Origin of the sequence: Streptomyces boetiae (assembly GCF_031845405.1) — a bacterium.
In the GTDB taxonomy this organism is placed as follows: domain Bacteria; phylum Actinomycetota; class Actinomycetes; order Streptomycetales; family Streptomycetaceae; genus Streptomyces; species Streptomyces boetiae.
In genome coordinates, this window is sequence record NZ_JAVREN010000031.1 from 1 (window position 1) to 21,937 (window position 21,937).

Consider the following 21,937-nt stretch of genomic DNA (forward strand, 5'->3'; position numbering starts at 1 on the left):
TCTCAGAGTGTTCCGGTGGTCATGGCGGAGAGGAAACGCCCGGTTACATTCCGAACCCGGAAGCTAAGCTTTCCAGCGCCGATGGTACTGCATGGGGGACCGTGTGGGAGAGTAGGACACCGCCGGACAAATATTGAAGAGGAAACAGGGCCCGCCGGAATTCGCCGGCGGGCCCTGCTCATGTGTCCGCGTGTGCGGACAAACGTTGCGGCTCGCGCTCGGGGGGTGCAAGCATCGGGCGCATGACCTACAGGATCCGCCAGACTCGTCGCGAGGACTGGGAGAAGCTGAGGGAGCTGCGCCTCGTCGCCCTTCAGGACCCGGTGGCACCCGTGGCGTTCTACGAGCCCTACGAGGAGGCGGTGCACCTCACGCGAGGGGAATGGGAACGCCGGGCCTCCGGCCGGGAAGCGGTGACGTTCATCGGGGAGACCGAGGCCGGCAACTGGGCCGGGATGGTGGGGGCGTTCAGCAGGCAGCGCGTCGTCTACGTCGTCGGGGTCTACATGCGGCCGGAGCACCGGGGGACCGGCCTGGCGCGGGAGCTGATGCGCGCCGCCATCGCCTGGGCCGACGGCAACGAGGTGCGGCTCCGCGTCCACGAGGGCAATCAGCGCGCCGCGCGCTTCTACGCCTCCCTCGGCTTCCGGCCGACCGGGGACGCGGACGCCGACCCCCGCGACCCCTCGCTCCACGCCTACGAGCTGGCGCTGACGGAGCTGACCGAGGACGCCTGACCGGGGGCCGTCGGCTCAGGCGGCCGGGTCGAGGAAGGTCAGGGTGGGCTGGTCGGCGCGCAGGGCCTCGGCCAGCCCCGCGCGCAGCCCGGCGGTCTCCTTGTGGTCGCCGACGATGTAGAGCGTGGCGCCCTCCCCGGCGACGTTGTCCAGAGCCAGGGTGTCCACGCGTCCGGGGGCGCACGCCTGGCGGATGTGGAGCTGTTCCAGGCCGCTCAGGGCTCGCTCGATCAGCTTCAGCGCTGCGTCCCTGCGGGCCGGGTGGCCGGTGAGGGCGCTCTCCAGCTCCATGGCCGCGCCGCCGGCCGCGCGGGTGTGGGTGCGCAGCACCTTCCCGGCCTCGCCCGCCGCCCTGCCGTGGGCCCAGCGCTGCACCTGCGGGAAGGGCTCGCCGGAGAGCGCGGCGGCGTGCAGGTAGCAGCGCAGCATCGTCTCGGCGGTATCGGCGTCGAGCTGGAAGATGGGCTCGGACGGACGGACGGGCCCGAGGAGGGCGGCGGCGCGGCGGCGGGCGACGGGCATCTCCTCGCAGCCGCGGTGCGGGGCCCAGCGCAGGCGGACGGGGGCGTCCGTGGCGTGGCCGGGGTCGTAGACGTGGACGGGGCCGCGCCGCCCGCGCTGGCGGGCGGTCCGGTCCCACAGGTGCCCGGAGGGGTCGATGACGACCAGGCCCTCGGGGGCGTCGAGCACGGCCGCGACGGGCTCGCGCCCCGGCACGGGCACGGACACGGGAGCGGGCACGGGAAGGGCGGCCTCGGGCGCCGGGGCCTGCGGCGCGGGCTCGACCAGGCGGCGCGGGACGGCCGGACCGGCCGGTTCGTCCACGGGCGCGGGGACCGGGGCGGGGGCCCGCGGGGCCGGTGCGCGCCGGGAGCGGCGTCCGGCGGGGCGTTCCACCGGGCCCTGCGCCGGGCGTTCGGCGGGCGGGGGCGTGACCGGCGGAGCGGCGGGCCTGGGCCGGCCGCGGTGGGCGCGCCAGCGGGCGACCCGGAACGAGATCCACAGGGTCAGGGCGAAGAGCACCGCGAGCTGGGCGAGGAAGACCAGCCACAGGGCGTTGGCCCCGGGCAGGGCGGCCGGGTCGGCCTCGGGCCAGGCGGCGGCGACGTCCCGGGGCGCGGTGAGCAGGGACCGTATCGCCGGGGCGGTGCCGACGAAGGTCACGCCCGAGGGCCAGCCGCCGTTGCTGAGCAGGCCGGCCAGGCCGGTCGCCGTCCACACCAGCAGGGTGAGGCCGACGAGGGCTCCCAGCGTTCCGATGAGCAGGGCGTCCGGCACGCCGCCGCCCGCCCGCCGCGGGGCCGGGCCCCGCTGCTGCCGTTCGTATGCCATCCGTCGCCGTCCGCTTTCCGCCCGCCTACAGGACCCCTTGCCGCTTCTCGAACGACATCACGCGGGCCTCGGTCTCCGCATCGAAGGGGTCCTCGGGGTCGCCCGCCGCCTCCAGCGCCCGGCGGCCCGGCGGGGCTTCGGCCTCGTGGGCGGGCAGCGGGGCTGACTCGGTCATCGCGCGGTCGGTGAAGACGAGTGGCCGCTCGGCCTCGGTGACGAGGTGCTTGACGACCTGGACGTTGCCGTTGACGTCCCAGACGGCCATGCCGGGGGTGAGGGTCGGGATAATCTCCACGGCCCACCGGGGGAGGCCCAGGACCTGTCCGGTCGCTCTGGCCTCGTCGGACTTCTGGGCGTAAACGGTGCGCGTAGAGGCCATCTTGAGGATCGCGGCGGCCTCCTTGGCCGCGGCGCCGTCCACCACGTCGGAGAGGTGGTGGACCACGGCGACGAACGAGAGTCCCAGTCGGCGGCCGAACTTCAGCAGGCGCTGGAAGAGCTGGGCCACGGAGGGGGAGTTGATGATGTGCCACGCCTCCTCGACCAGGAAGATGCGCTTCTTGCGGTCGGGGCGGATCCAGGTGTGCTCCAGCCAGACACCGACGATGGCCATCAGGATCGGCATGGCGATGGAGTTGCGGTCGATGTGCGAGAGGTCGAAGACGATCAGGGGCGCGTCCAGGTCGATGCCGACGGTGGTGGGGCCGTCGAACATGCCGCGCAGGTCGCCGTCCACGAGCCGGTCGAGGACGAGGGCCACGTCCAGGCCCCAGGCGCGGACGTCCTCCACGTCGACGTTCATGGCGTCGGCGGACTCGGAGTGCGGGTGGCGCAGGCGTTCGACGATGTCGGTGAGGACGGGCTGGCGGCCGGTGGTCGTGCGGTTGACCGCGGCGTGGGCGACCTTCAGGGCGAAGCCTGAGCGCTCGTCCAGCGGGCGGCCCAGGGCGACCTCGATGATGGTGCGCAGCAGGGCGAGCTGGCCGGTGGTGGTGATGGCAGGGTCCAGCGGGTTGAGGCGGACGTTGTCGTCCAGGGCGGCCATCGGGTCCAGGCGGATGGGGGTGATGCCCAGCTCCTGGGCGATGAGGTTCCACTCGCCGACGCCGTCCTCGCCCTGGGCGTCGAGGACCACGATCTGGCGGTCGCGGAAGCGGAGCTGGCGCAGGACGTAGGTCTTCTCCAGGGCGGACTTGCCGTTGCCGGACTCGCCGAGGACCAGCCAGTGGGGGGCGGGCAGCTGCTGGCCGTAGAGCTGGAAGGGGTCGTAGATGTAGCCCTTGCCCGAGTAGACCTCGCGGCCGATGATCACGCCGGAGTCGCCCAGACCGGGGGCGGCGGTGGGGAGGTAGACCGCCTGGGCCTGGCCGGTGGAGGTGCGCACGGGCAGGCGGGTGGTCTCGGCACGGCCGAAGAGGAGGCTGGTGAACGCCTCGGTGATGGCGCTCAGCGGGTCGCGCGCGGGCACGGCTCCACCGTCCTCTCCGGGTGTCGGGGGGTGTTGGGGGCCGCCGGGGGGCGGCCGTTCCCGGTCATCGCCGGATTCCGGTGGCGAACGGGAGAGTGTTGACGAAGGCGCGGTGGTGCTCGCGGTCGCACCATTCGAGCTTCAGGTAGGACTTGCCCGCGGAGGCGCGGATGGTGCGCTTATCGCGGGCCAAAGCTTCCGGGTGGGGGGAGGAGACGGTGAGGTAGCCGACGAGGTTGACGCCGGCGGCGCCGGAGGCGAGGTCGTCGCCGCGCTGGTCGACGCGGCCGTGGGCGGCGACGTCGCGGGGGTCGACCGTGCGGTTCATCTTGGCGGCGCGGGAGCGTTCGGCCTCGTCGTTGGTCTTCTCGGTGAGCATCCGCTCGATGGCGATCTCGGTGGGCTCCAGGTCCATGCAGACGGCGACGGTGCGGATGACGTCGGGGGTGTGGACGAGGAGCGGGGCGAGGAAGTTGACCCCGACGGGGGTCATCGGCCACTCCTTGACCCAGGCGGTGGCGTGGCACCAGGGCTCGCGGGTGTCGGACTCGCGGGTCTTGGCCTGGAGGTAGGTGGCCTCGCGGGCGTCCAGCTCGGCCGGCCAGGCGTTCCGCTTGGTCATCGCCTGGATGTGGTCGATGGGGTGGTCCGGGTCGTACATCGAGTGGATGAGGGAGGAGAGGCGGGCCTCGCCCAGGGGCTGGCGGACCCGGATGTCGGCCTCGGCCAGCCGGGCACAGATGTCGGCCAGCTCGCGGGCCATGATGACGGCCAGCGCCTCGTCCTGCGTCATCCGGCGCTGGCGTCCGCCGTTGCCGCGAGGGACGCGGGAGGCGCGGGCGATGGTCTGGGCCTCGTGGCTGAGCTCGCGGGAGTGGTGCATGCAGGCCACGAGGTAGGCGCGGTGCTGCTCGCTGGAGGTGGAGACCATCGACTGGAGCTGGTCGTAGGAGTCCTGGATCCAGTGCGGGGCGAGGGCGTCGCCACGCTCGCGGACGTCGTTGGCGTGGGCGTCGGGGTCGGCGGGGAGGGTGCGGGCGAGCATCTGGAGGCGGGTGACGTGGCCGTCGCCGTTGGCCACGTGCTTGAGGAGGCTGCCGAACCGCTCGACCAGAGCCTCCTGGTCCTCGCTGTCGCGCAGGCCGACGCCGGGGCCCTCGATCTCGATGGCGGCGGTGATGGTCCTGCGGTCGGTGTGCAGCAGGACGGCCAGCTCGTCGGGGCCGAAGGCGGCGGCGAGCCACTGGACGCGGCCGACGCCGGGTGGGGCGCCGATCTCGATCTCGCGGCCGTCGAGTGAGGTGCCGGCCTCGGCGGCGGCGGAGCGGTAGGTCGCGCCGCGCCGCTGGGTGCGGCGGAAATGCCGGTTGATCTCGAACCACCTGTAGAACGTGCGGCCGTTGTAGGGCATGTAGACGGCGGCGAGGGCGAGCATGGGGAAGCCGGCCAGGCCGACGATGCGCAGGGCGAGGGCGGGGATGAGCAGGCCGCTCATCATGCCGAGGAAGGCACCGACGACGACGAGGGCGATCTCGCCGGTCTCGCGGTTGCGGCCGACGATGGCCTGAGGGCGGGCGCGGCCGATGAGGTAGGTCCGGCGCCGGGTGAGGGTGTGCGGGGGGGCGGTCACGGGTTACCTCCTCGGTTCCGCTGGTTGGTGCCGGCGCCTCCGGTGCCGGGGGCGCCGCGGCCTGCCGCGCCGGGGGGCGGGCCGGACTGGCCGGTGCGGGCGCTGTGGGCGGCGACGCCGCCGGCCAGGGGGTTCGTAGGGCGCTGGGCGCCACCGCCGCCGGGGGCCCCGGCGCCGCCCGCGCCTCCGCCGCCGTCGCGGGTGCCGTGGGTGGACATGCCCTGGCGCAGCATGTTGGCGGGGGTGGCCAGGGCGGCGCCGGCGGCGCGGCTGGCGGTGTCCTGGCGCATCTGCCGCTGGCTGACGATCTCGTCGCCGAAGCCGGGGACGAAGCGGTAGATCATCGCGGAGGCGAAGATGGCCAGCAGGATGATGGCCAGGCCCGAGATGATCGAGCCGACGGCGGTGGGGCCGTCGTCGGTGGTGAGGGCGCCGGCCAGGCCGAGGACGATGGCGATCACCGGCTTGATGAGGATGACGGCGATCATGATCCCGGCCCAGCGGCGGACGTGGCTCCAGAGGTTCTTGTCGACCAGGCCGGCGTAGACGGCGGTGCCCAGCAGGGCGCCGACGTAGAGCATCGCGGCCCGGATGACCAGCTCCAGGGCGAGGACGCCGGCGGCGAGAATGGAAATCAGGGAGACGACGATCAGCATGATCGGGCCGCCGCCGATGTCCTCGCCGTCCTCCAGGGCGGCGGCGAAGTCGCCGAAGAACGCGTCGGAGTTGTCGCCGGTACCGGCGACGATGGCCTCGGTGACGCCGTCGGTCGCGGAGACGACGACGTAGAGGATCAGGGGCGTGAAGGCGGAGGCCATGACGGTCAGCCACAGGAAGCCGAGCGCCTCGGAGATGGCCGTGGTCAGGGGGACGCCGCGAATGGCGCGCTTGACGATGGCAAGCAGCCACAGGATGAGGGTCAGGACGGTGGAGGCGGCGAAGACGACGGCGTACTGGCGCAGGAACGAGGCGTTGGTGAAGTCGACGTTGGAGGTGGCGTTCACCAGGTCGGAGAGCTCGTTGACCATCCAGGACGCGGCGTCGGCGCAGCCTCGGGCGAGGGAGGAGAGGGGGTCGAGGGAGTCGTTGAGGCCGGCGCCCCCGCCTCCGCCGCCGCCCGAGCCGCCGTCGCCCTCGCAGTAGTCGCGGGCGGCGCCGCTGATCAGATCGCAGGCGCCGTCCTCCTCGCCTGCGCCTTCTCCCTCGCCGCCGCCGTTCTCCTGCTCGCTGTCCTCGCCGTTCGTGTCCTCGGGGCTGGTGTCCTCTGTGTTTCCCTCACCGTCCTGGTCGCCGGTCTGGCCCTCGGACTGGCCGTCCGTCTGGCCCTCGGTCTGCTCCTCGTCTTCGGTGGTGGCGTGGGCCCGCGGCGCGAGCGCCAGGGTCGTGGCCAGTAAGCCGACGGGGCCCGTCGCCAGAGCGGCGGCGTGGCGGAAGCGGAGGCTAGCGCGCATAGGTGAACCCTCCGTACTCTTCGACCGCCTCGGCGATCTCGTCCGCCCCGGAGACGCGGTTGTCGCCGCTCACGGGGGTCGGTCCCTCGGCCTGCTCGGTGCTGACCACCCTCCAGTCTGCGTTCTCCCAGGCCAATGTGAAATGCGTCGTGAACCAGCTCGTGCGCACGGGGTTCTGGGAGTCGGTGCCGGCGATGCCGAAGAGACTGGTGCACCACACGGATACGGTTGCGGTGGTGCCGTCGTACGTCGTGACGGACGTTCCGATGGGCAGGGTGCGGCTGACGAAGGTGTATCCGTCCGGCACGCCACCCTCCGCGTCCAGCCCGATGCTTGTGTTGAGTTCGGAACTGTAGTCGTCATCGAACGCCGCGCGCAGGTCTGTTCGCGATGCGGAGGCGCTGATGGTGTCCACGATCACACGGCGCCGGTCGGTGTTGAACATCTCCGAGCCGCCCAGCGCGACGGCGTAGTTGGCCGCCGCGGACTCGGCGCCCTGCTCGGTGTGGGGCTGACCCATGGGGATGCCGTTCGTCTCGCTCTCCACCGGGCGTTCGCCGGAGGGGGCGGTGGGCTGCGCGCCGCCCTCCTCGCCGCTCTCCTCCGCGGACGACTCCCCGTCACCGCCGCTGCGGCTGGCGAACACGATGGCGCCCAGCAGCAGGACGACGACGGCGACGATGGCGCCGACGCTGCGGCCCGGGGAGGCGGCGGAGCGCCGCCCGCCGGTGGGCTCGGCGGACTCGGGGAGCCGGGTACGGGTCTGCGCGGGGAGCCGCCGACCGCGCTCGTCGTCGTAGTCGTCCCCGTAACTCATGGTGCGGTCCCCTCAACAGCGGTGAGTCTCCTGGCTCCTCACATGACGTTAGCGCCCCCTCGCGCCGTTCCGCCCCGCCACCGGTACGTGAGGTACGCGACGAGGGCCCCGTGACGCACGGGACGGGCGGGGCGCGGGCCCGGCCGCGGGCTTACGGTGCCGGGATGGTCGCGAAGCGGAAGAACACGGAGATCAGGATCAGGCCGGCCGAAGTCGGCGATGTGGCGGCGGTGCTGGCGTTCTGGAAGGAGGCGGCCGAGGGCGAGAGCGTCTCGGACGACGTGGCGGGCGTGGAGGGGCTGCTGGCGCGGGACTCCCACGCGCTTTTGCTCGCCGAGGTGGACGGCGAGACGGCCGGGACGGTGATCGCCGGCTTCGACGGGTGGCGCTGTCACCTCTACCGGCTTGCGGTGGCGCCGCGTTGGCGCAGGCAGGGGGTGGCGAGCGCGCTGCTGGCGGCGGCCGAGGAGCGGTTCGCCGGGCTCGGGGGGCGGCGGGCCGACGCCATGGTGCTGGAGGAGAACGCGCGCGGGCGCGCGGCCTGACGGGCGCGCGGGTACCGCAGGCAGGAGGAGTGGCGCAGGTGGGTGAAGGCGCTGGGGCGATGAGTTCTTGGCGGGCGGGGGGTCTTCTTCTGTGTGTGGGGATGGGGAAGGAGGGCCGATGGGCGGTCGTGAGGTGTTCGTGGTGCGGGGGCCGGTGGGGTTGGAGGACGTGGCGGGGGTGTGCGAGCGGTTCGCCGCCTTCGTTCAGGTGCGGGGGGGTGGTGAGGTGACGGTGGATCTCGGGGAGGTGGGCGGGCCCGGGGTGGTGGGTCTTGAGGTCGTGGCGCGGCTGCGGCTGACCGCGCGTCGGGTGGGGTGCCGGGTGCGGTTCGCCGGGGGAGGGGAGGGGCTAGTCGGCCTGCTCGGCTGGCTCGGTCTCGGCGGGGAGGTGGGTGGGGAGGCCGAAGAGGGGGAAGAGGCGGGCCGTGTCGAGGAATGCGTTGATCCCCGTGACGCGACCGGCTGAGACCTCGATGACCTGGAGGGCCCAGGGCGAGTGGCCGCCGTCGGGGTCGGGGCGGTACTGGCCGAAGGCCGCGGCGCCGTTGGCGAAGGTCGGTATGAGGCGGGAGCCGCGGCAGCCCGCGCCCTGGCCCGTCATCCAGGCGGCGATGTCGGCCGGGCCGCGCATCCACAGGTCGTACGGCGGCATGGAGAGCGTCGCGTCCTCGTGGAGCAGGGCGGTGAGCGCCTCCATGTCGTAGCGCTCGAAGGCGTCGAGGTAGCGGGCGAGGAGGGCCTTGTGGTCCTCGGACAGCGGCTGGTCCGCTCCGCCCTCGGTGGCCCCGCCCTCGGCCACGCCGGTGGCCGCCAGGGTGGCGCGGGCGCGCTGGAGGGCGCTGTTGACCGAGGCGACGGTGGTGCCCAGCAGCTCGGCGACCTCCGCGGCCTTCCAGGCCAGCACCTCGCGCAGGATCAGCACGGCCCGCTGCTTGGGCGCCAGGTGGTGCAGAGCGGCGACGAACGCCAGGCGCACGGAGTCCCGGGTCTCGGCGCGCTCGGCCGGGTCGTCGGGGAGCGTTCTGCTGTCGGGCATGGGCTCGATCCAGGCGGACTCGGGCAGGGGCGGGCCCAGCACGGCGGAGGCGGTCGGCGTCGGCGAGGAGAGGTCCATCGGGCGGGCGCGGCGGCTGCTGCCGCTGAGCTGGGTGAGACAGACGTTCGTCGCGATGCGGTAGAGCCAGGAGCGGAACGAGGAGCGGCCCTCGAAGCGGTCGTGGGCGCGCCAGGCGCGCACCAGGGTCTCCTGGACCGCGTCCTCGGCCTCGAAGGCGGAGCCGAGCATGCGGTAGCAGTAGGCGGTCAGCTCGCGGCGGTGGGCCTCCAGACGCTCGTCGAGCGTCCGGTCCTCGGTGACGGTGCCGGCGGTGATGTCGCTGGTCATCGGGGCTCCTGGCGTCGGTTCACGGCGGTGCGTGGGCGGGACTCTGTGGGGTCTCTGTGGGCGGCGACGGGTGTCGCTCGTACATCCGTGCCGTATGGGGGGCCAGCGTAACCAGGGGCACTGACAATCGAGCCGAGCCCGGGCCGGGCCCGCGCGGCCGTCCCCGACGACGGCCCTGCGGATGCCCCTGCCAATGCCCCTGCCGCCGCCCCTCCCAGGGCGCCGGGCGCCGCATAAAGTAGCGGGTACCTGGGCCAGGACGCAGGGGGTGCGAGGGATGCAGAACCGGGTGCTCGACGGGCGGTACCGGTTGGGGCGTGCGTTGGGCGCGGGCGGCAGCGGCACCGTCTGGGAGGCGGTCGACCTGCGCCTGGAGCGGCGGGTGGCGGTGAAGCTCGTCTCGACGGTCACCGCGGGGCGCGACCCGCGGGTGCGGGAGCGGTTCGAGCGGGAGGCGAAGCTGCTGGCGGCGCTGTCCAGCCCGTTCATCGTGACCGTGCACGACGTCGGCGAGGCCCGGTGGGAGGGCGCGGCCGACAGCGTCCTGTACCTGGTGATGGAGCGGCTGCCGGGCCGTTCGCTGGACCGGATGCTCTCCGAGGACCCGCAGCTTCCGCCGCCGACGGAGATCGCGCGCTGGGGCGAGCACATCTGCCGGGCGCTGGCCGTGGCCCACGCCTCGGGCGTGGTGCACCGCGACCTCAAGCCCGCGAACGTCATGGTCGGCCCCGACGGCCTGGCCCGCGTCCTGGACTTCGGGATCGCCGCGGTGCTGGCCGACTCCACCGACCACGCGCGGCTGACCTCGACCGGCGTGGTCGTCGGCACCCCCGCCTATATGTCGCCTGAGCAGATCGAGGGCCGCACGGTCGGCTTCGGCTCGGACCTGTACTCGGCCGGCTGCGTCCTCTACACGCTGCTCACCGGCCGCCCGCCCTTCCACGGCGACTCGCTCTACCAGCTCCTGCGGCAGCAGATGGAGAGCGCGCCCCAGCCGCCGAGCGCCCTGCGCGGCGGGCTGGCGCCGGACTGGGACCGCCTGGTGCTGGGCCTGCTGGCCAAGCGCCCGGCGGAACGGCCGGGCGACGCGGCGGCGATCGCCGACCGGCTGCGGGACCTGGCGCTCTCGGCCGCCGCGGCGCCCACCGTGCTGCTGCCCTCCCAGGCAGTGCCGCCGATGCCCCCCTACCGCCCCTCGACCCGCGTGGACCCGCGCTCGGTGCTGCTGTCCACCTGCCCGCTGCCCGGCGGCGGCCGGCTGCCGCTGGCCACGGGGCAACGCATGCGGCTGGCCGAGGTGATGCCGCGGGCGGCCGTATTCCAGGTCGGCCTGGACTGGCAGGCCCCGGAGGGCGCGGAGGTGGACGCCAGCGCGCTGGTGCTGGACGACGGTGGCTCGGTGCTCTCGGAGGAGCACTTCGTCTTCTACAACAACCCGGATCCGGCCGGCGTCGGCGTCGCCCTGGCGGACGGCGGCCCGGAGGCGCGGTTCGCGGTCGAGCTGCCCGCGCTGGAGGCGGCCGTGGAGCGGGTGGTCTTCACGGTCTCGGTGCACGACGCGGAGGAACGCGGCCAGGACCTGTCCGACGTCGCCCTCCTGCACGTGCGGCTGATCGACCCGGACAGCGGCGACGAGCTGCTGTGCTACGGCTTCCCGGCCGGGCCGCCGCACGCGACGGGCGTGACGTTCGGGGAGCTGGTGCGCGAGGAGGACGGCTGGTGGTTCGCGGCCGTGAGCCGGGCGTACGCCGGGGGACTCGCGGAGATCGTCGAGGCGCACGGCCTGGCGGTGGAGGCGGACCCGGCGGGCTGAGAGCCGGGGCGGGGCCGGGCGTTCCCGCGCTACTTCAGCAGCCGCGAGAGGCGCCGGTCCGCCAGCGGCTTGCCGCCCGTCTGGCAGGTGGCGCAGTACTGGAGGGAGGAGTCCCGGTAGGACACCTCCCGGACGGTGTCCCCGCACACCGGGCAGGGCTGCCCCGTGCGCCCGTGCACCCGCAGGCCCGTCTTCTTCTCCGTCTTCAGATGCCGCGCCGCCAGCCCCCGCGAGCGCTCCACGGCCTCCCGCAGCGTGCCGGTCAGCGCCGCGTACAGGGCCGCCGCCTCCTCGGCGTCCAGGCGCGCGGCGATGCGGAACGGCGACATCCGCGCCGCGTGCAGGACCTCGTCGGAGTAGGCGTTGCCGACGCCGGCCAGCACGGACTGGTCCCGCAGCACGCCCTTGACCTGCCGGTTCTCGCCGGCCAGGAGCGCCGCGAAGGTCTCCTGGGTGAACGCCGGGTCCAGCGGGTCGGGCCCCAGCCGCGCCACGCCCGGCACCTCGGCCGGGTCCGCGACGCAGTAGACGGCCAGCCGCTTCTGAGTCCCGGCCTCCGTCAGGTCGAAGCCGGTGCCGGGCGGGTCGGCCAGGGCCAGGCGGAACGCCAGCGGGCCCTTGCCCGGGCGCGGCGGCGCGGACGGCAGCCGCTCCTGCCAGCGCAGCCAGCCGGCCCGCGCCAGGTGAACGACCAGGTGCAGGTCCCGGGCCACGTCCCCCGCAGCCGGGTCGCCCGCGCCCAGCGTCAGGTCCAGGAACTTGCCGTGCCGGTCCACCGCCGTGACCGTGCGCCCCGCCAGGGCGGACACCGGCGGGTCGTAGGTCTTCAGGACGTGGAACGCCACGGGCAGCGCGGTGGCGACCGTACGGCCGGTCAGCCGGTCGGCGAGGAATCCCCTGAGGGCTTCCACCTCGGGCAGTTCGGGCATGTGTTCCAGAGTAGGTCACCGCCCGCCACTCCCCCTGAAGGGGACTTACCGGGCTTTCCGGCTCGCGCGGCGGTCAGCGCTTGCGGACCAGCGTCACGCCGTCGCGCACCGGGAGCAGCACCGAGTCGGCCCGCTCGTCGGCCGTGATCGCGTCGTTCACCCGCCGGATCGCCACGACCTCCGGCTCGTGGGCGGCGGGGTCCACGACGCGGCCCGTGCGCAGGGTGTTGTCCAGCACGAGCAGGCCGCCGGGCCGCAGCCGGGTGATCAGCTCCTCGTAGTAGACGGGGTAGCCGGTCTTGTCCGCGTCCACGAAGGCGAAGTCGATCTCCTCCTCGGCCGGCAGCGCGCGCAGCGTCTCGGCGGCCGGGGCCAGGCGCAGGTCGATCCGGTCCGCCACCCCGGCCCGCTCCCAGTAGCGGCGGGCCACGGACGTCCACTCCTCGGAGACGTCGCAGGCCAGCAGGCGGCCACCGGGGGCCAGGCCGCGCGCGATGCACAGAGAGGAGTAGCCGGTGAAGGTGCCCACCTCCACGGCCCTGCGGGCCCCGGTCAGGCGCACGAGCAGGGTGAGCAGGGCGCCCTCGTCGTGGCTGATCTGCATGCTCAGGTGGGCGGGCAGGGTGCGCCGCGTCTCCTCGGCGAGGTCGCGCAGCACCGCGTCGGCCGACGGGCTGGCGTGGGCCAGGAGGTAGTCGTTCAGGGCCGGGTGGACGATGTCGATGGCGTTCATGGGCCCGACCCTAGGCGCCCGCGCGCCCGGCCGGCCGTTCAGGGCTGCATCGGCCCGGGGACGTCCGCGCGGTCCTCGTCCTCGGCGCGGCGCTCGTTCTGCTCGGCGAGGTAGAGCAGCGCGACGGTCAGGTCCTCGGGGCTGAGGGCCTCCGCCGGCTCCTCGGGCGGGTCGAGGTTGAGGGCCGAGCCGCCGTTCAGCCGGAGGTTCAGCGGCAGGCTGCCCGCCTCGCCCTCCGCGCCGCCCGGGGCGAACTGCGCCAGGTCGAAGCCGACGTCCGTCAGCACGCCGTTGCGAATCGTCAGCTCCAGCGTCACCGGGCCGGCCGGGTCGGCGGGCTCGCCGGCCAGCGGCGGCAGTCCGAAGCGTTCGCTCTGCTCGTCCAGCAACGCCAGCAGCGGGCCCGCCGCCCGCTGCGCCTCGCCCGCCGGGAGCGTCACGTCCACCCGCTCAGCCCCGCGCTCCTCGCCCCGCCGGTCCAGCGTGGCGCCCGAGCGCAGCGTGCTCTCCAGGCCGTCGGTCCACGCCCACAGCGCCTCGGGGGTCAGCAGCGCCCCGCCGTCGGTGAGGGCTGCGGCGAGGGCCGCGGCCGTGGCGGGGGGCACGCCCGCCTCCTCGGCCAGCGCCTCGGCGTACCCCTCGTAGGCGAAGGGGTCCACCCGCACCCAGTCCCCGCGCAGGGCCGCGGCGGCGCTGCCCAGCGACTCGGGGAGGCGGGCGGCGTCCCGCTCGAAGCGCTCGGCGCGGGCGACGGCGGCCTCGCCGCCGCCGTACACGTCCTCGACGACCGCCTGGCCGCCGACACGGACGTAGGTGTCGCCGGCAAGCTGCTTGACGCCGGCCACGTCCCGGCCGCCGAAGTTCAGCGTCATCGCGCCGTCCAGCGCGGCGCCCTCCTCCAGGTCCCGCAGCCGCGTGTCGCCCTCCGGGTCCCCGACCGAGACGGTCAGCTCCAGGTCGGAGAGCAGCCGGGCCTCCCCGGGAGTGGCCCGCGGCCCCTCCCGGCCCTGCCGCTCGTCCGCCCGGCGGAGGTAGTCGTACACCTGTTCCGGGGTGGCGTCCACGGTCGCGGTGGCCGTCACGGCCTCCCACTTGGTCAGCTCGTCCACGGCGCCGGAGACCGCGTGCCCCGCCCGGGCGCCCTCGATGACCTGGCAGGCCCCGGTCCCGGCGGCCAGCAGCGCGGCGCCGCCGAGCGCGCCGAGCACGGAAACCAGCCGGGCACGCGGCCGGTAAGCGCGGGTACTGATGGGCTCACTCCTGTCCGTGGGGGCCGCGGGGGCCCTGGGGGTCCGTGGGGGCGACGGACGGGCTCCCTCAAGTGTCCACGCGCCGCCGGGGGCGACGACGCCCGGGGCGCCGTCTGTGGCCCAGGCGTCACCGACCGGTAAGCGGGCCGTTAGCTCCCGGCCGCCCGCCGGCCGGGGCCGGGCCGGTTCCCCGGCGGAATGTCCGGGGGGCAACGTCCGCGGCGGGCCGCCCGGCGGGGGCCGGGGAGGGTTCCGCGGGAGAGGCCCTAGCCTCGGGGCATGCGAGATTCGACGCGGCGCCCCTGGATCGTCGGGGTGTCCGGCGCCTCGGGCACGCCCTACGCCGCGGCCGTGCTGCGGGCCCTGCTGGCGGCCGGGGAGGACGTGGACCTGGTGGTCAGCCGGGCCGCGCGGCTGACCCTGCTGGACGAGACCGGCGTCGCCTTCCGCGACGCCCACGCCGCCGAGGACCTGGCGGCCTGGCTGGAGCGGGGCGCGGACGGCAAGCCCGGGACGTTCCCCCTGGAGGCGGCCGACCTCGCCCGCGTGCGGCACTGGCCCGCGGGCGACCTGGCCGGCGGCCCGTCCTCCGGCTCCTACCCGGCGAAGGGCATGCTGATCGTGCCCGCCTCCACGGCGGCCGTCGCCGGGGTGGCCCTGGGGCTGTCCAAGGACCTGCTCCAGCGCGCGGCCGGCGTCACGCTGAAGGAGCGCCGCCCGCTGGTCGTCGCCGTCCGCGAGACCCCGCTGGACGGCCAGACCCTGCGCCACCTGGTCACCCTCGACGGCGACGGGGCCGTCGTGCTGCCCTGCGCCCCGGCGTTCTACGCGGGCGCCGCGCACCTGCAGGACCTGGTGGACTTCGTCGCGGGGCGCGCGCTGGACGCCGTCGGCGTGCCGCACGGGCTCTACCGGCGCTGGCGCGGCGAGCTGGGCGCGGCGCGCGGGGAGGGCGGACGGAGGGGCCGGGCCGGGCTCTCGTAGGCCGCCGGGGGCGAATGCCTTAGATTCTTCTGTGCGACGGACCATTCAGCCACGGGGACGAGGAAGGCGCTGCGACGATGGACGCGGTGGACAGGCAGCTGATTCAGGCGTTGCGGGAGAACGGCCGGGCCTCCTATGCCGAGTTGGGCCGCCTCGTCGGCCTCTCCGGGCCCAGCGTCACCGACCGCATCAACCGGCTGGAGGCCGCGGGCGTCATCACGGGATACCGGGCGACGGTGGACGCCCGCTCGCTGGGCCTGGGCGTCACCGCCCTCATCGGCATCCAGCTCTCGGACGCGGTCGACCACGACGAGGCCGCGGCCCGCCTGCGCGAGCTGCCCGAGATCGAGGACTGCTGGTTCATCGCGGGCGAGGACTCGTACATGCTCAAGGTCCGCGCCGGGGACGTGGACGGCCTGGAGCGCACCATCCGCCGCCTGACCGGCATCAAGGGCGTCTCCCGCACCCGCACCACCATCGTGCTGTCCACCAAGTGGGAGAACCGCGTCGGCGACCTGCCCGAGCAGGCAGGACGGGCGCGGGCGTAGTCTCGACCGAGGTGCCGCGGCACGGCCGGGTCGCCGGGGCCCGGCGGGAGTGCCGGGGCGAACTGCGAGGAGGCGTGTGGGTATGGACGCGGGACTCAAGCGCGAGCTGGAGGCGAAGGTCCTGGCCGGCGAGCGGCTCGGCCGGGAGGACGGCGTCGCCCTGTACGCCTCGGACGACCTGGCGTGGCTGGGCGGCCTGGCCCACGAGGTGCGCACCCGCAAGAACGGCGACGCGGTGTACTTCAACGTCAACCGCCACCTGAACATGACCAACGTCTGCACCGCCTCCTGCGCCTACTGCTCCTTCCAGCGCAAGCCCGGCGAGAAGGACGCCTACACCATGCGCATCGAGGAGGCCGTCCGCCTGGCCCGGGCCATGGAGGGCGACGGCCTGACCGAGTTGCACATCGTCAACGGCCTGCACCCCACGCTGCCCTGGCGCTACTACCCGCGCTCGCTCCGGGCGCTGAAGGAGGCGCTGCCGCCCTCCGTCTCGCTGAAGGCGTTCACCGCCACCGAGATCCACCACTTCGAGACGATCTCCGGGCTGCCGGCCGACGAGATCCTGGACGAGCTGATCGACGCGGGCCTGGAGTCGCTGACCGGCGGCGGCGCCGAGATCTTCGACTGGGAGGTGAGGCAGCACATCGTGGACCACAAGACCCACTGGGAGGACTGGTCCCGCATCCACCGCCTCGCCCACTCCAAGGGCCTCAAGACCCCCTCCACCATGCTCTACGGGCACATCGAGGAGCCCCGGCACCGCGTGGACCACGTGCTGCGGCTGCGCGAACTCCAGGACGAAACCGGCGGGTTCCAGGTCTTCATCCCGCTGCGCTACCAGCACGACTTCGTGGACATGAAGGACGGCAAGGTCCGCAACCGCCTCCAGGCCCGCACCACGATGGCCACCGGGGCCGAGGCACTGCGGACGTTCGCCGTCTCCCGGCTGCTCTTCGACAACGTCCCGCACGTGAAGGTCTTCTGGGTGATGCACGGCGTGCAGACCGCCCAGCTCGCCCTCCAGCACGGCGCCGACGACATGGACGGCTCGGTGGTGGAGTACAAGATCACCCACGACGCGGACAACTACGGAACGCCCGATAAGCTCACCCGCGAGGACCTGCTGGAGCTGATCCGGGACGCCGGCTTCCGGCCCGTGGAGCGCAACACCCGCTACGAGGTGGTCCGCGAGTACCCCGGGCCCGACCCGGACCGGCGCGAATCCCCCCAGCCGATGCGCGTGTGAGGCGCCGTGCTTGACTGGAGGCGGCTCCGCCCCGGGGGCCCGGACCCGGGGAAGCGCGAGGAAGGAAGGGCCCGCCCGTGAGGACGCGCAACGCCACTCTGCTCTACACCGGCCTGCGGCTGGCCATCTTCGCCGCCAGCTTCGTCGTCATCGCCGTGCTCGCCTACGTCGGCGTCATTCCCGAGTCCGTGGGCACGGCCAACCCGCTGTGGCTGATGCTGCTGTCCATCGTGGTCTCCGCGCCGATCAGCCTCGTCGTCCTGCGTGGCCGCCGCGAGGCGATGTCCCGCGAGCTGGCCCCCCGCATCAGCCGCGCCACGGACAACGCCCGCCGCCGCCTGAACGCCAACCGCGCCATGGAGGACGACGCGGCCTGACCCGGCCGCGGGCCTCCGCGCACCGCCCGCCCCGGCCGCCTCCCGGCCGGGGCGTTCGCACGCCGTGATCTCCCTCACCCCGGTCCGCCCCCGCGCCCGCCCCGGCCCCCGAACGCCCCCGGCGCGCGCCGCCGACTCCCGTGCCGGCCACGGGCGTTGCGGCGGAACGGCCCGGGCGCGGGCCGCGCGTGAACGATTCGCGCCGGTGACGAGGGCAAGCGGCGGTGCTACGGTGCAGAGCATGAGAACCGCAGTCGCGCCGCCCCTGGCCACGAGCGTCCTGCTCGTCGCGCGCCTGCACATCGACCTCTGCCGCTGCCTGACCGCCGCCTGTCGCTGAACCCCCGGCACCGCGCCCCGCGTCACGCCCCCGCCGCGTCACGCCGCCGCGCCCCCTTCGCCGCCCTTCGCCGCCCTTCGCGCCGGCAACGCCCCCGGCCGCCCCCCGTACGTACCCGGGCCCCGGCGCGCCCGCGCGTTCCCGTGCGCCCCCCGGCCGTTTCCCATCCGTTCCCACCCGTTCTTCCGGAGTGTGCCCGTGTCCTCGCCCGCCCCCGAACCCGCCGCGCCCCAGCCCGGACCCGCCCGGCGGGGGATACCCCGGGTACCCCTGCCGCCCTTCTGGGCGCAGATCCTCCTCGGCCTCGTGCTGGGCGTTCTCCTCGGCTGGGCCGCCCGCACCTGGGAGGTCGACTGGCTCGGCCGCGCCCTGGAGGAGACCGGCGACACCTTCGTGCAGCTCCTGCGGCTGGCCGTCGGCCCGCTGGTCTTCCTGGCCATCGCCGTCTCGATCACCAAGCTGCGCAACGTCTCAGGCGCCGCCCGCCTGGCCGGGCGCACGCTGCTGTGGTTCCTGGGCACCTCGCTGATCGCCGTCGCCATCGGCCTGGCCATCGGCCTGCTCACCGACCCCGGCGCCGGCAGCGGCCTGACCCCCGCCGACGGCTCCGCCCCCGAGACCGAGGGCTCCTGGCTGGACTTCCTCACCGGCATCGTCCCCACCGACGTGGTCACGCCCTTCACCGAGCTGAACGTCCTCCAGATCGTCTTCCTCGCCGCCGTCACCGGCGTCGCCGCCCTGCGCCTGGGCGAGCGCGCCGCGCCCCTGATCGCCTTCGGCGAGGGCGCCCTGGCCCTGCTCCAGAAGGCCCTGTGGTGGGTCATCCGCCTCGCCCCGCTGGGCAGCCTGGGCCTGATCGGCCGGGCGATCAACGAGTACGGCTGGGACCTCATCGGGGACTACGCCACCTTCACCGCCGACGTGTACCTCGGCTGCGGCCTGGTCCTCTTCGGCGTCTACCCGCTGCTGCTGCGGCTGGCCGCCGGCGTCGACCCGCTGCGCTTCTTCCGCGCCGCCTGGCCCGCCCTCCAGCTCGCCTTCGTCTCCCGCTCCTCGGTGGGCACCCTGCCCGTCACCCAGAAGGTCACCGAGCGGCTGGGCGTGCCCCGCGAGTACGGCTCCTTCGCCGTGCCCTTCGGCGCCACCACCAAGATGGACGGCTGCGCGGCCGTCTACCCGGCGCTGGCCGCGATCTTCGTCGCCGAGGTCTTCGGCGTCGGCCTGGACCTGCGCGACTACCTGCTGATCGCGTTCGTCTCGGTCATCGGCTCCGCAGCCACCGCCGGGCTGACCGGCGCCACCGTGATGACCACGCTGACCCTCTCCACCCTCGGCCTGCCGCTGGAGGGCGTCGGCCTGCTGCTGGCCATCGACCCCGTCCTGGACATGGTCCGCACCGCGACCAACGTCGCCGGGCAGGCCGTGGTCCCCGTCGTGGTCGCCGCCCGCGAGCGCATCCTGGACCGCGAGGCGTACGCCAACGCCCGGGGCTTGGACGCCGGCGACCTGCGGGAGGCCGCCTAGCCGCGCCGGGGCCGCCGGCCGTCCGCGCCCGTTTCCCGGCCGTTCGCGACCCTTCCCTACCCTTCGCGACCTGCCGTGACGCTCCGCGACCGCCGACGGCCCCCGCCGCCCTCCCGCGCTGGCCGGAAAGAGCCTGTTGCCCGCCGCGCAGGGAGGGTGATCTTTTTTGTCAATGGGGGCAAAGTGCCTCCCGGCGGCAAGTGGCGCGTGTTAGTCCGGTGAACCTCTCGCTCAATCGGCCTTTCACTGGGCAGAATCTCGGAATCCACCCAGTCCAGGGTCGCACCGGGGAGGACCGAGGAGATGCCGAAAGCGCGAGTCAACATGGAAGACCTGGCGGTCCACCGACCGCGGGGCGTGAGGCGGGGCTTCACGGTCGACGACCTGCCTCCCCTGGTCTTCCCGGAGCTGACCACCGAGCGCGGCTCCGTGACGGGCGTGTCCACGCCACCGCTCGCGCCGCCCATCGAGCACGGCAGCCTGGCGGACGTTCCCTTCGTCAACGCCTACGAGGCCCCGGACACCGTCGCATTCAGCCGCAAGCACCGTGACGGAACGTGGCGGGACATCACCTGTGCGGAGTTCGCCGACGAGGTGATGGCCGTCGCCAAGGGCCTGATCGCGCACGGCCTGCGGCCCGGCGACCGGCTGGCCATCATGTCCCGCACCCGGTACGAGTGGACCCTCCTGGACTTCGCCGCCTGGGCGGCCGGCCTCATCACCGTCCCCATCTACCCGACCTCCTCCCCGACGCAGGTGGCCTGGATGCTGCGCGACGCGGGCGTGCGGGCCTGCGCCGTGGAGGGCGTGGAGGAGGCGCGCACCCTCACCGCCATCCGGCAGGACGTGCCGGAGCTGGCGCACCTGTGGCAGCTCACCGCGATATCCGGCACCGAGACCAGCGCCATCGGGCAGATATCCGCGGCCGGCAAGGACATCCCCGACGGCGCCGTCGAGGAGCGCCGCGCGCTGCTGGCGCCCTGGCTGGCCGCCACCATCGTCTACACCTCCGGCACCACCGGCATGCCCAAGGGCTGCGTCATCACCCACGGGAACCTCTTCGCCGAGGTGGACAACGGCATCGAGCTGCTCTACCCCGTCTACCAGGCCGCCGTGGACGAGCCCGCCTCCACCCTGCTGTTCCTGCCGCTGGCCCACATCCTGGGCCGCACCGTCGCCGTCGGCTGCGTCCGCGCCCGCGTCCGCCTCGGGCACGCCCCCAGCATCCAGACCGAGGACCTGCTGGCCGACTTCACGGGCTTCCGCCCCTCGTTCCTCTTCGCCATCCCCTACGTGCTGGAAAAGGTCTTCAACACCGGCCGGGCCACCGCCGAACGCATGGGGCGCGGCTCCTCCTTCGACCGCGCCGTGCGCGTCGCCCGCCGCTACGGCGCCGCCAGCGAGGCCCGCCAGCACGGCGACGTGCGGGGCCCCGGCCTGGGCCTGCGGCTGGCCCGCGCGCTGTACGAGCCCCTGGTCTACCGCCGCATCCGGGCCGCCCTGGGCGGCAAGCTGCGGCACGTGGTCTGCGGCGGCTCGCCGCTCAGCCGCCAGCTCGGGACGTTCTTCGAGGGCGCCGGGGTGCACATCTACGAGGGCTACGGCATGACCGAGACCACGGCCGCCGCCACCGTCACCCCGCCCTGGGCCCCCAGAATCGGCACCGTGGGGTGGCCGATGCCCGGCACCGACCTCAAGCTCGCGCCGGACGGCGAGGTGCTGGTGCGCGGGCCGCAGGTCTTCTCCGGGTACTGGGACGCCGAGCTGCGGGACGTGATTCCGGCCACGGACGCGGACGGCTGGCTGCCCACCGGGGACATCGGCTCCCTCGACCCCGAGGGCTACCTCACCATCACCGGACGCAAGAAGGACCTGATCATCACCTCCGGCGGCAAGAACGTCGCCCCCTCCCCGCTGGAGGACAGCCTGCGGGCCCACCCGCTGGTCAGCCAGTGCCTGGTCATCGGCGACAACCGGCCCTACCTGACCGCCCTGATCACCCTGGACCCGGACGGCCTGGCCCACTGGCAGCAGATGGCCGGGCGCAAGCACGTCCCGCTGCACCAGCTGATCAAGGACACCGACCTGCTGCGGCACCTCCAGCGAGCCGTGGACGACGCGAACGCCCAGGTCTCCACCGCCGAGTCCATCCGCCGCTTCCGCGTCCTGCCGCGCGACTTCACGATGACCTCCGGCCACCTGACGCCCTCGCTGAAGCTGCGCCGCTCCGCCGTGCTGCGCGACTACGCCGGCGAGGTCGAGGCCCTCTACGCCCGCGACTGAGGCGGGCCGGGGCGGGCCAGGGCCCGGATCGCCCCGGAAAGGCGCGAGAGGCCCCCGCCCTGGGCCGGGCGGGGGCCTCTCACCGTCGGACTCCGGCGATCCGCCGGACCGGCTCAGACGATGTTGACGTTCTCAGCCTGCGGGCCCTTCGGGCCCTGCGTGACGTCGAAGGTCACCGCCTGGCTCTCCTCAAGAGAGCGGAAGCCGGTCGCGTTGATCGCGGAGTAGTGAACGAAGACATCGGGGCCGCCGCCATCCTGAGCGATGAAACCAAAGCCCTTCTCGGCGTTGAACCACTTGACGGTTCCGGTAGCCATCAGCCCTCCCTGGGCCTAAAAGGGTCGCCCTGCTCCAGAACCTGCATGAAGCCTGAAAACGACGAAAGCCCGCGGCCAGAATGCTCCGCAGGCTCGTACTGCAAGGGAAACCAAACTGCAACTCGACGCGAGCCTAGCACGCACACTGCGCGACCGGAAGGGACAAGATCACCCGCCGGGGACGCGGCGGACGACCGCCCCACCCGACGCCATGCCGCGCTCTCGC

General features: G+C 74.0%; 19 protein-coding genes and 1 rRNA gene. 10 read left to right on the forward strand and 10 right to left on the reverse strand.

The window, feature by feature from the left end; translation table 11 throughout:
• The first annotated feature begins 11 nt into the window (after positions 1-11).
• Together rrf and RM780_RS19375 are read left to right on the forward strand one after the other, a co-directional pair.
• Positions 12-128 (forward strand): 5S ribosomal RNA (rrf, locus tag RM780_RS19370).
• A 114-nt stretch (positions 129-242) separates the two neighbouring features.
• Entirely contained in the window at positions 243-737 is a 495-nt protein-coding gene (locus RM780_RS19375) for a GNAT family N-acetyltransferase (protein WP_311632060.1), read from the forward strand.
• 15 nt (positions 738-752) lie between these two features.
• Here the strand turns inward: RM780_RS19375 and RM780_RS19380 are convergent, their stop codons facing one another.
• The 5 genes from RM780_RS19380 to RM780_RS19400 all read right to left on the reverse strand — a co-directional run bounded on the left by RM780_RS19380 (position 753) and on the right by RM780_RS19400 (position 7,435).
• On the reverse strand, positions 753-2,069 hold the full coding sequence (locus RM780_RS19380; protein WP_311632061.1) for a type IV secretory system conjugative DNA transfer family protein: 1,317 nt from the start codon (positions 2,067-2,069) through the stop codon (positions 753-755).
• A gap of 25 nt (positions 2,070-2,094) precedes the next feature.
• A complete protein-coding gene (locus RM780_RS19385) occupies positions 2,095-3,537 on the reverse strand; it encodes an ATP-binding protein (RefSeq protein ID WP_311632062.1) in 1,443 nt (480 codons plus the stop codon).
• 64 nt (positions 3,538-3,601) lie between these two features.
• Entirely contained in the window at positions 3,602-5,167 is a 1,566-nt protein-coding gene (locus RM780_RS19390; protein ID WP_311632063.1) for an SCO6880 family protein, read from the reverse strand.
• Positions 5,164-6,618 carry a hypothetical protein gene (locus RM780_RS19395; protein WP_311632064.1) on the reverse strand — a complete coding sequence of 485 codons (1,455 nt, stop codon included), beginning with the start codon at positions 6,616-6,618 and terminating at the stop codon, positions 5,164-5,166. Before RM780_RS19395 ends, RM780_RS19390 begins: the two co-directional genes overlap by 4 nt.
• The gene (locus RM780_RS19400) at positions 6,608-7,435 is read right to left on the reverse strand and encodes a hypothetical protein (RefSeq protein ID WP_311632065.1); all 828 of its coding nucleotides are present in this window, start codon (positions 7,433-7,435) and stop codon (positions 6,608-6,610) included. The genes RM780_RS19395 and RM780_RS19400 overlap by 11 nt, the downstream gene beginning before the upstream one ends.
• Before the next feature lie 164 nt (positions 7,436-7,599).
• On the opposite strand from RM780_RS19400, the gene RM780_RS19405 reads away from it, so the two are divergent.
• Complete coding sequence (locus RM780_RS19405; RefSeq protein WP_311632066.1) at positions 7,600-7,980, forward strand: GNAT family N-acetyltransferase; 381 nt, start codon at positions 7,600-7,602, stop codon at positions 7,978-7,980.
• 349 nt (positions 7,981-8,329) lie between these two features.
• Here the strand turns inward: RM780_RS19405 and RM780_RS19410 are convergent, their stop codons facing one another.
• Positions 8,330-9,364: a sigma-70 family RNA polymerase sigma factor gene (locus tag RM780_RS19410; protein ID WP_311632067.1), complete on the reverse strand. Its 1,035-nt coding sequence runs from the start codon at positions 9,362-9,364 to the stop codon at positions 8,330-8,332.
• Positions 9,365-9,641: 277 nt separating this feature from the next.
• Here RM780_RS19410 and RM780_RS19415 point away from each other — a divergent pair, with 277 nt between their 5' ends.
• Positions 9,642-11,177 carry a protein kinase domain-containing protein gene (locus RM780_RS19415; RefSeq protein ID WP_311632068.1) on the forward strand — a complete coding sequence of 512 codons (1,536 nt, stop codon included), beginning with the start codon at positions 9,642-9,644 and terminating at the stop codon, positions 11,175-11,177.
• Positions 11,178-11,206: 29 nt separating this feature from the next.
• Here the strand turns inward: RM780_RS19415 and RM780_RS19420 are convergent, their stop codons facing one another.
• The 3 genes from RM780_RS19420 to RM780_RS19430 all read right to left on the reverse strand — a co-directional run bounded on the left by RM780_RS19420 (position 11,207) and on the right by RM780_RS19430 (position 14,047).
• Positions 11,207-12,106: an Fpg/Nei family DNA glycosylase gene (locus RM780_RS19420; RefSeq protein ID WP_311632069.1), complete on the reverse strand. Its 900-nt coding sequence runs from the start codon at positions 12,104-12,106 to the stop codon at positions 11,207-11,209.
• Positions 12,107-12,179: 73 nt separating this feature from the next.
• Positions 12,180-12,839 (reverse strand): O-methyltransferase, encoded by a 660-nt coding sequence (locus tag RM780_RS19425; RefSeq protein WP_311632070.1) that lies wholly within the window; start codon positions 12,837-12,839, stop codon positions 12,180-12,182.
• 38 nt (positions 12,840-12,877) lie between these two features.
• Positions 12,878-14,047 (reverse strand): hypothetical protein, encoded by a 1,170-nt coding sequence (locus RM780_RS19430; protein WP_311632071.1) that lies wholly within the window; start codon positions 14,045-14,047, stop codon positions 12,878-12,880.
• Between the two features lie 321 nt (positions 14,048-14,368).
• Here RM780_RS19430 and RM780_RS19435 point away from each other — a divergent pair, with 321 nt between their 5' ends.
• The 6 genes from RM780_RS19435 to RM780_RS19460 all read left to right on the forward strand — a co-directional run bounded on the left by RM780_RS19435 (position 14,369) and on the right by RM780_RS19460 (position 21,394).
• The gene (locus RM780_RS19435) at positions 14,369-15,073 is read left to right on the forward strand and encodes a UbiX family flavin prenyltransferase (protein ID WP_311632072.1); all 705 of its coding nucleotides are present in this window, start codon (positions 14,369-14,371) and stop codon (positions 15,071-15,073) included.
• A 77-nt stretch (positions 15,074-15,150) separates the two neighbouring features.
• Positions 15,151-15,621 (forward strand): Lrp/AsnC family transcriptional regulator, encoded by a 471-nt coding sequence (locus tag RM780_RS19440; protein ID WP_311632073.1) that lies wholly within the window; start codon positions 15,151-15,153, stop codon positions 15,619-15,621.
• A gap of 82 nt (positions 15,622-15,703) precedes the next feature.
• Complete coding sequence (gene mqnE, locus RM780_RS19445; RefSeq protein WP_311632074.1) at positions 15,704-16,870, forward strand: aminofutalosine synthase MqnE; 1,167 nt, start codon at positions 15,704-15,706, stop codon at positions 16,868-16,870.
• 77 nt (positions 16,871-16,947) lie between these two features.
• Positions 16,948-17,247, forward strand: a complete 300-nt coding sequence (locus RM780_RS19450) for a DUF4229 domain-containing protein (RefSeq protein WP_311632075.1) — start codon at positions 16,948-16,950, stop codon at positions 17,245-17,247.
• A gap of 538 nt (positions 17,248-17,785) precedes the next feature.
• On the forward strand, positions 17,786-19,111 hold the full coding sequence (locus tag RM780_RS19455) for a dicarboxylate/amino acid:cation symporter (protein WP_394813020.1): 1,326 nt from the start codon (positions 17,786-17,788) through the stop codon (positions 19,109-19,111).
• 303 nt (positions 19,112-19,414) lie between these two features.
• Positions 19,415-21,394, forward strand: coding sequence for an AMP-dependent synthetase/ligase (locus tag RM780_RS19460; protein ID WP_311632076.1), 1,980 nt, complete (start codon positions 19,415-19,417; stop codon positions 21,392-21,394).
• A 113-nt stretch (positions 21,395-21,507) separates the two neighbouring features.
• Here RM780_RS19460 and RM780_RS19465 read toward each other — a convergent pair whose 3' ends face one another.
• Positions 21,508-21,711, reverse strand: a complete 204-nt coding sequence (locus RM780_RS19465; RefSeq protein WP_311632077.1) for a cold-shock protein — start codon at positions 21,709-21,711, stop codon at positions 21,508-21,510.
• Positions 21,712-21,937: the final 226 nt, after the last annotated feature.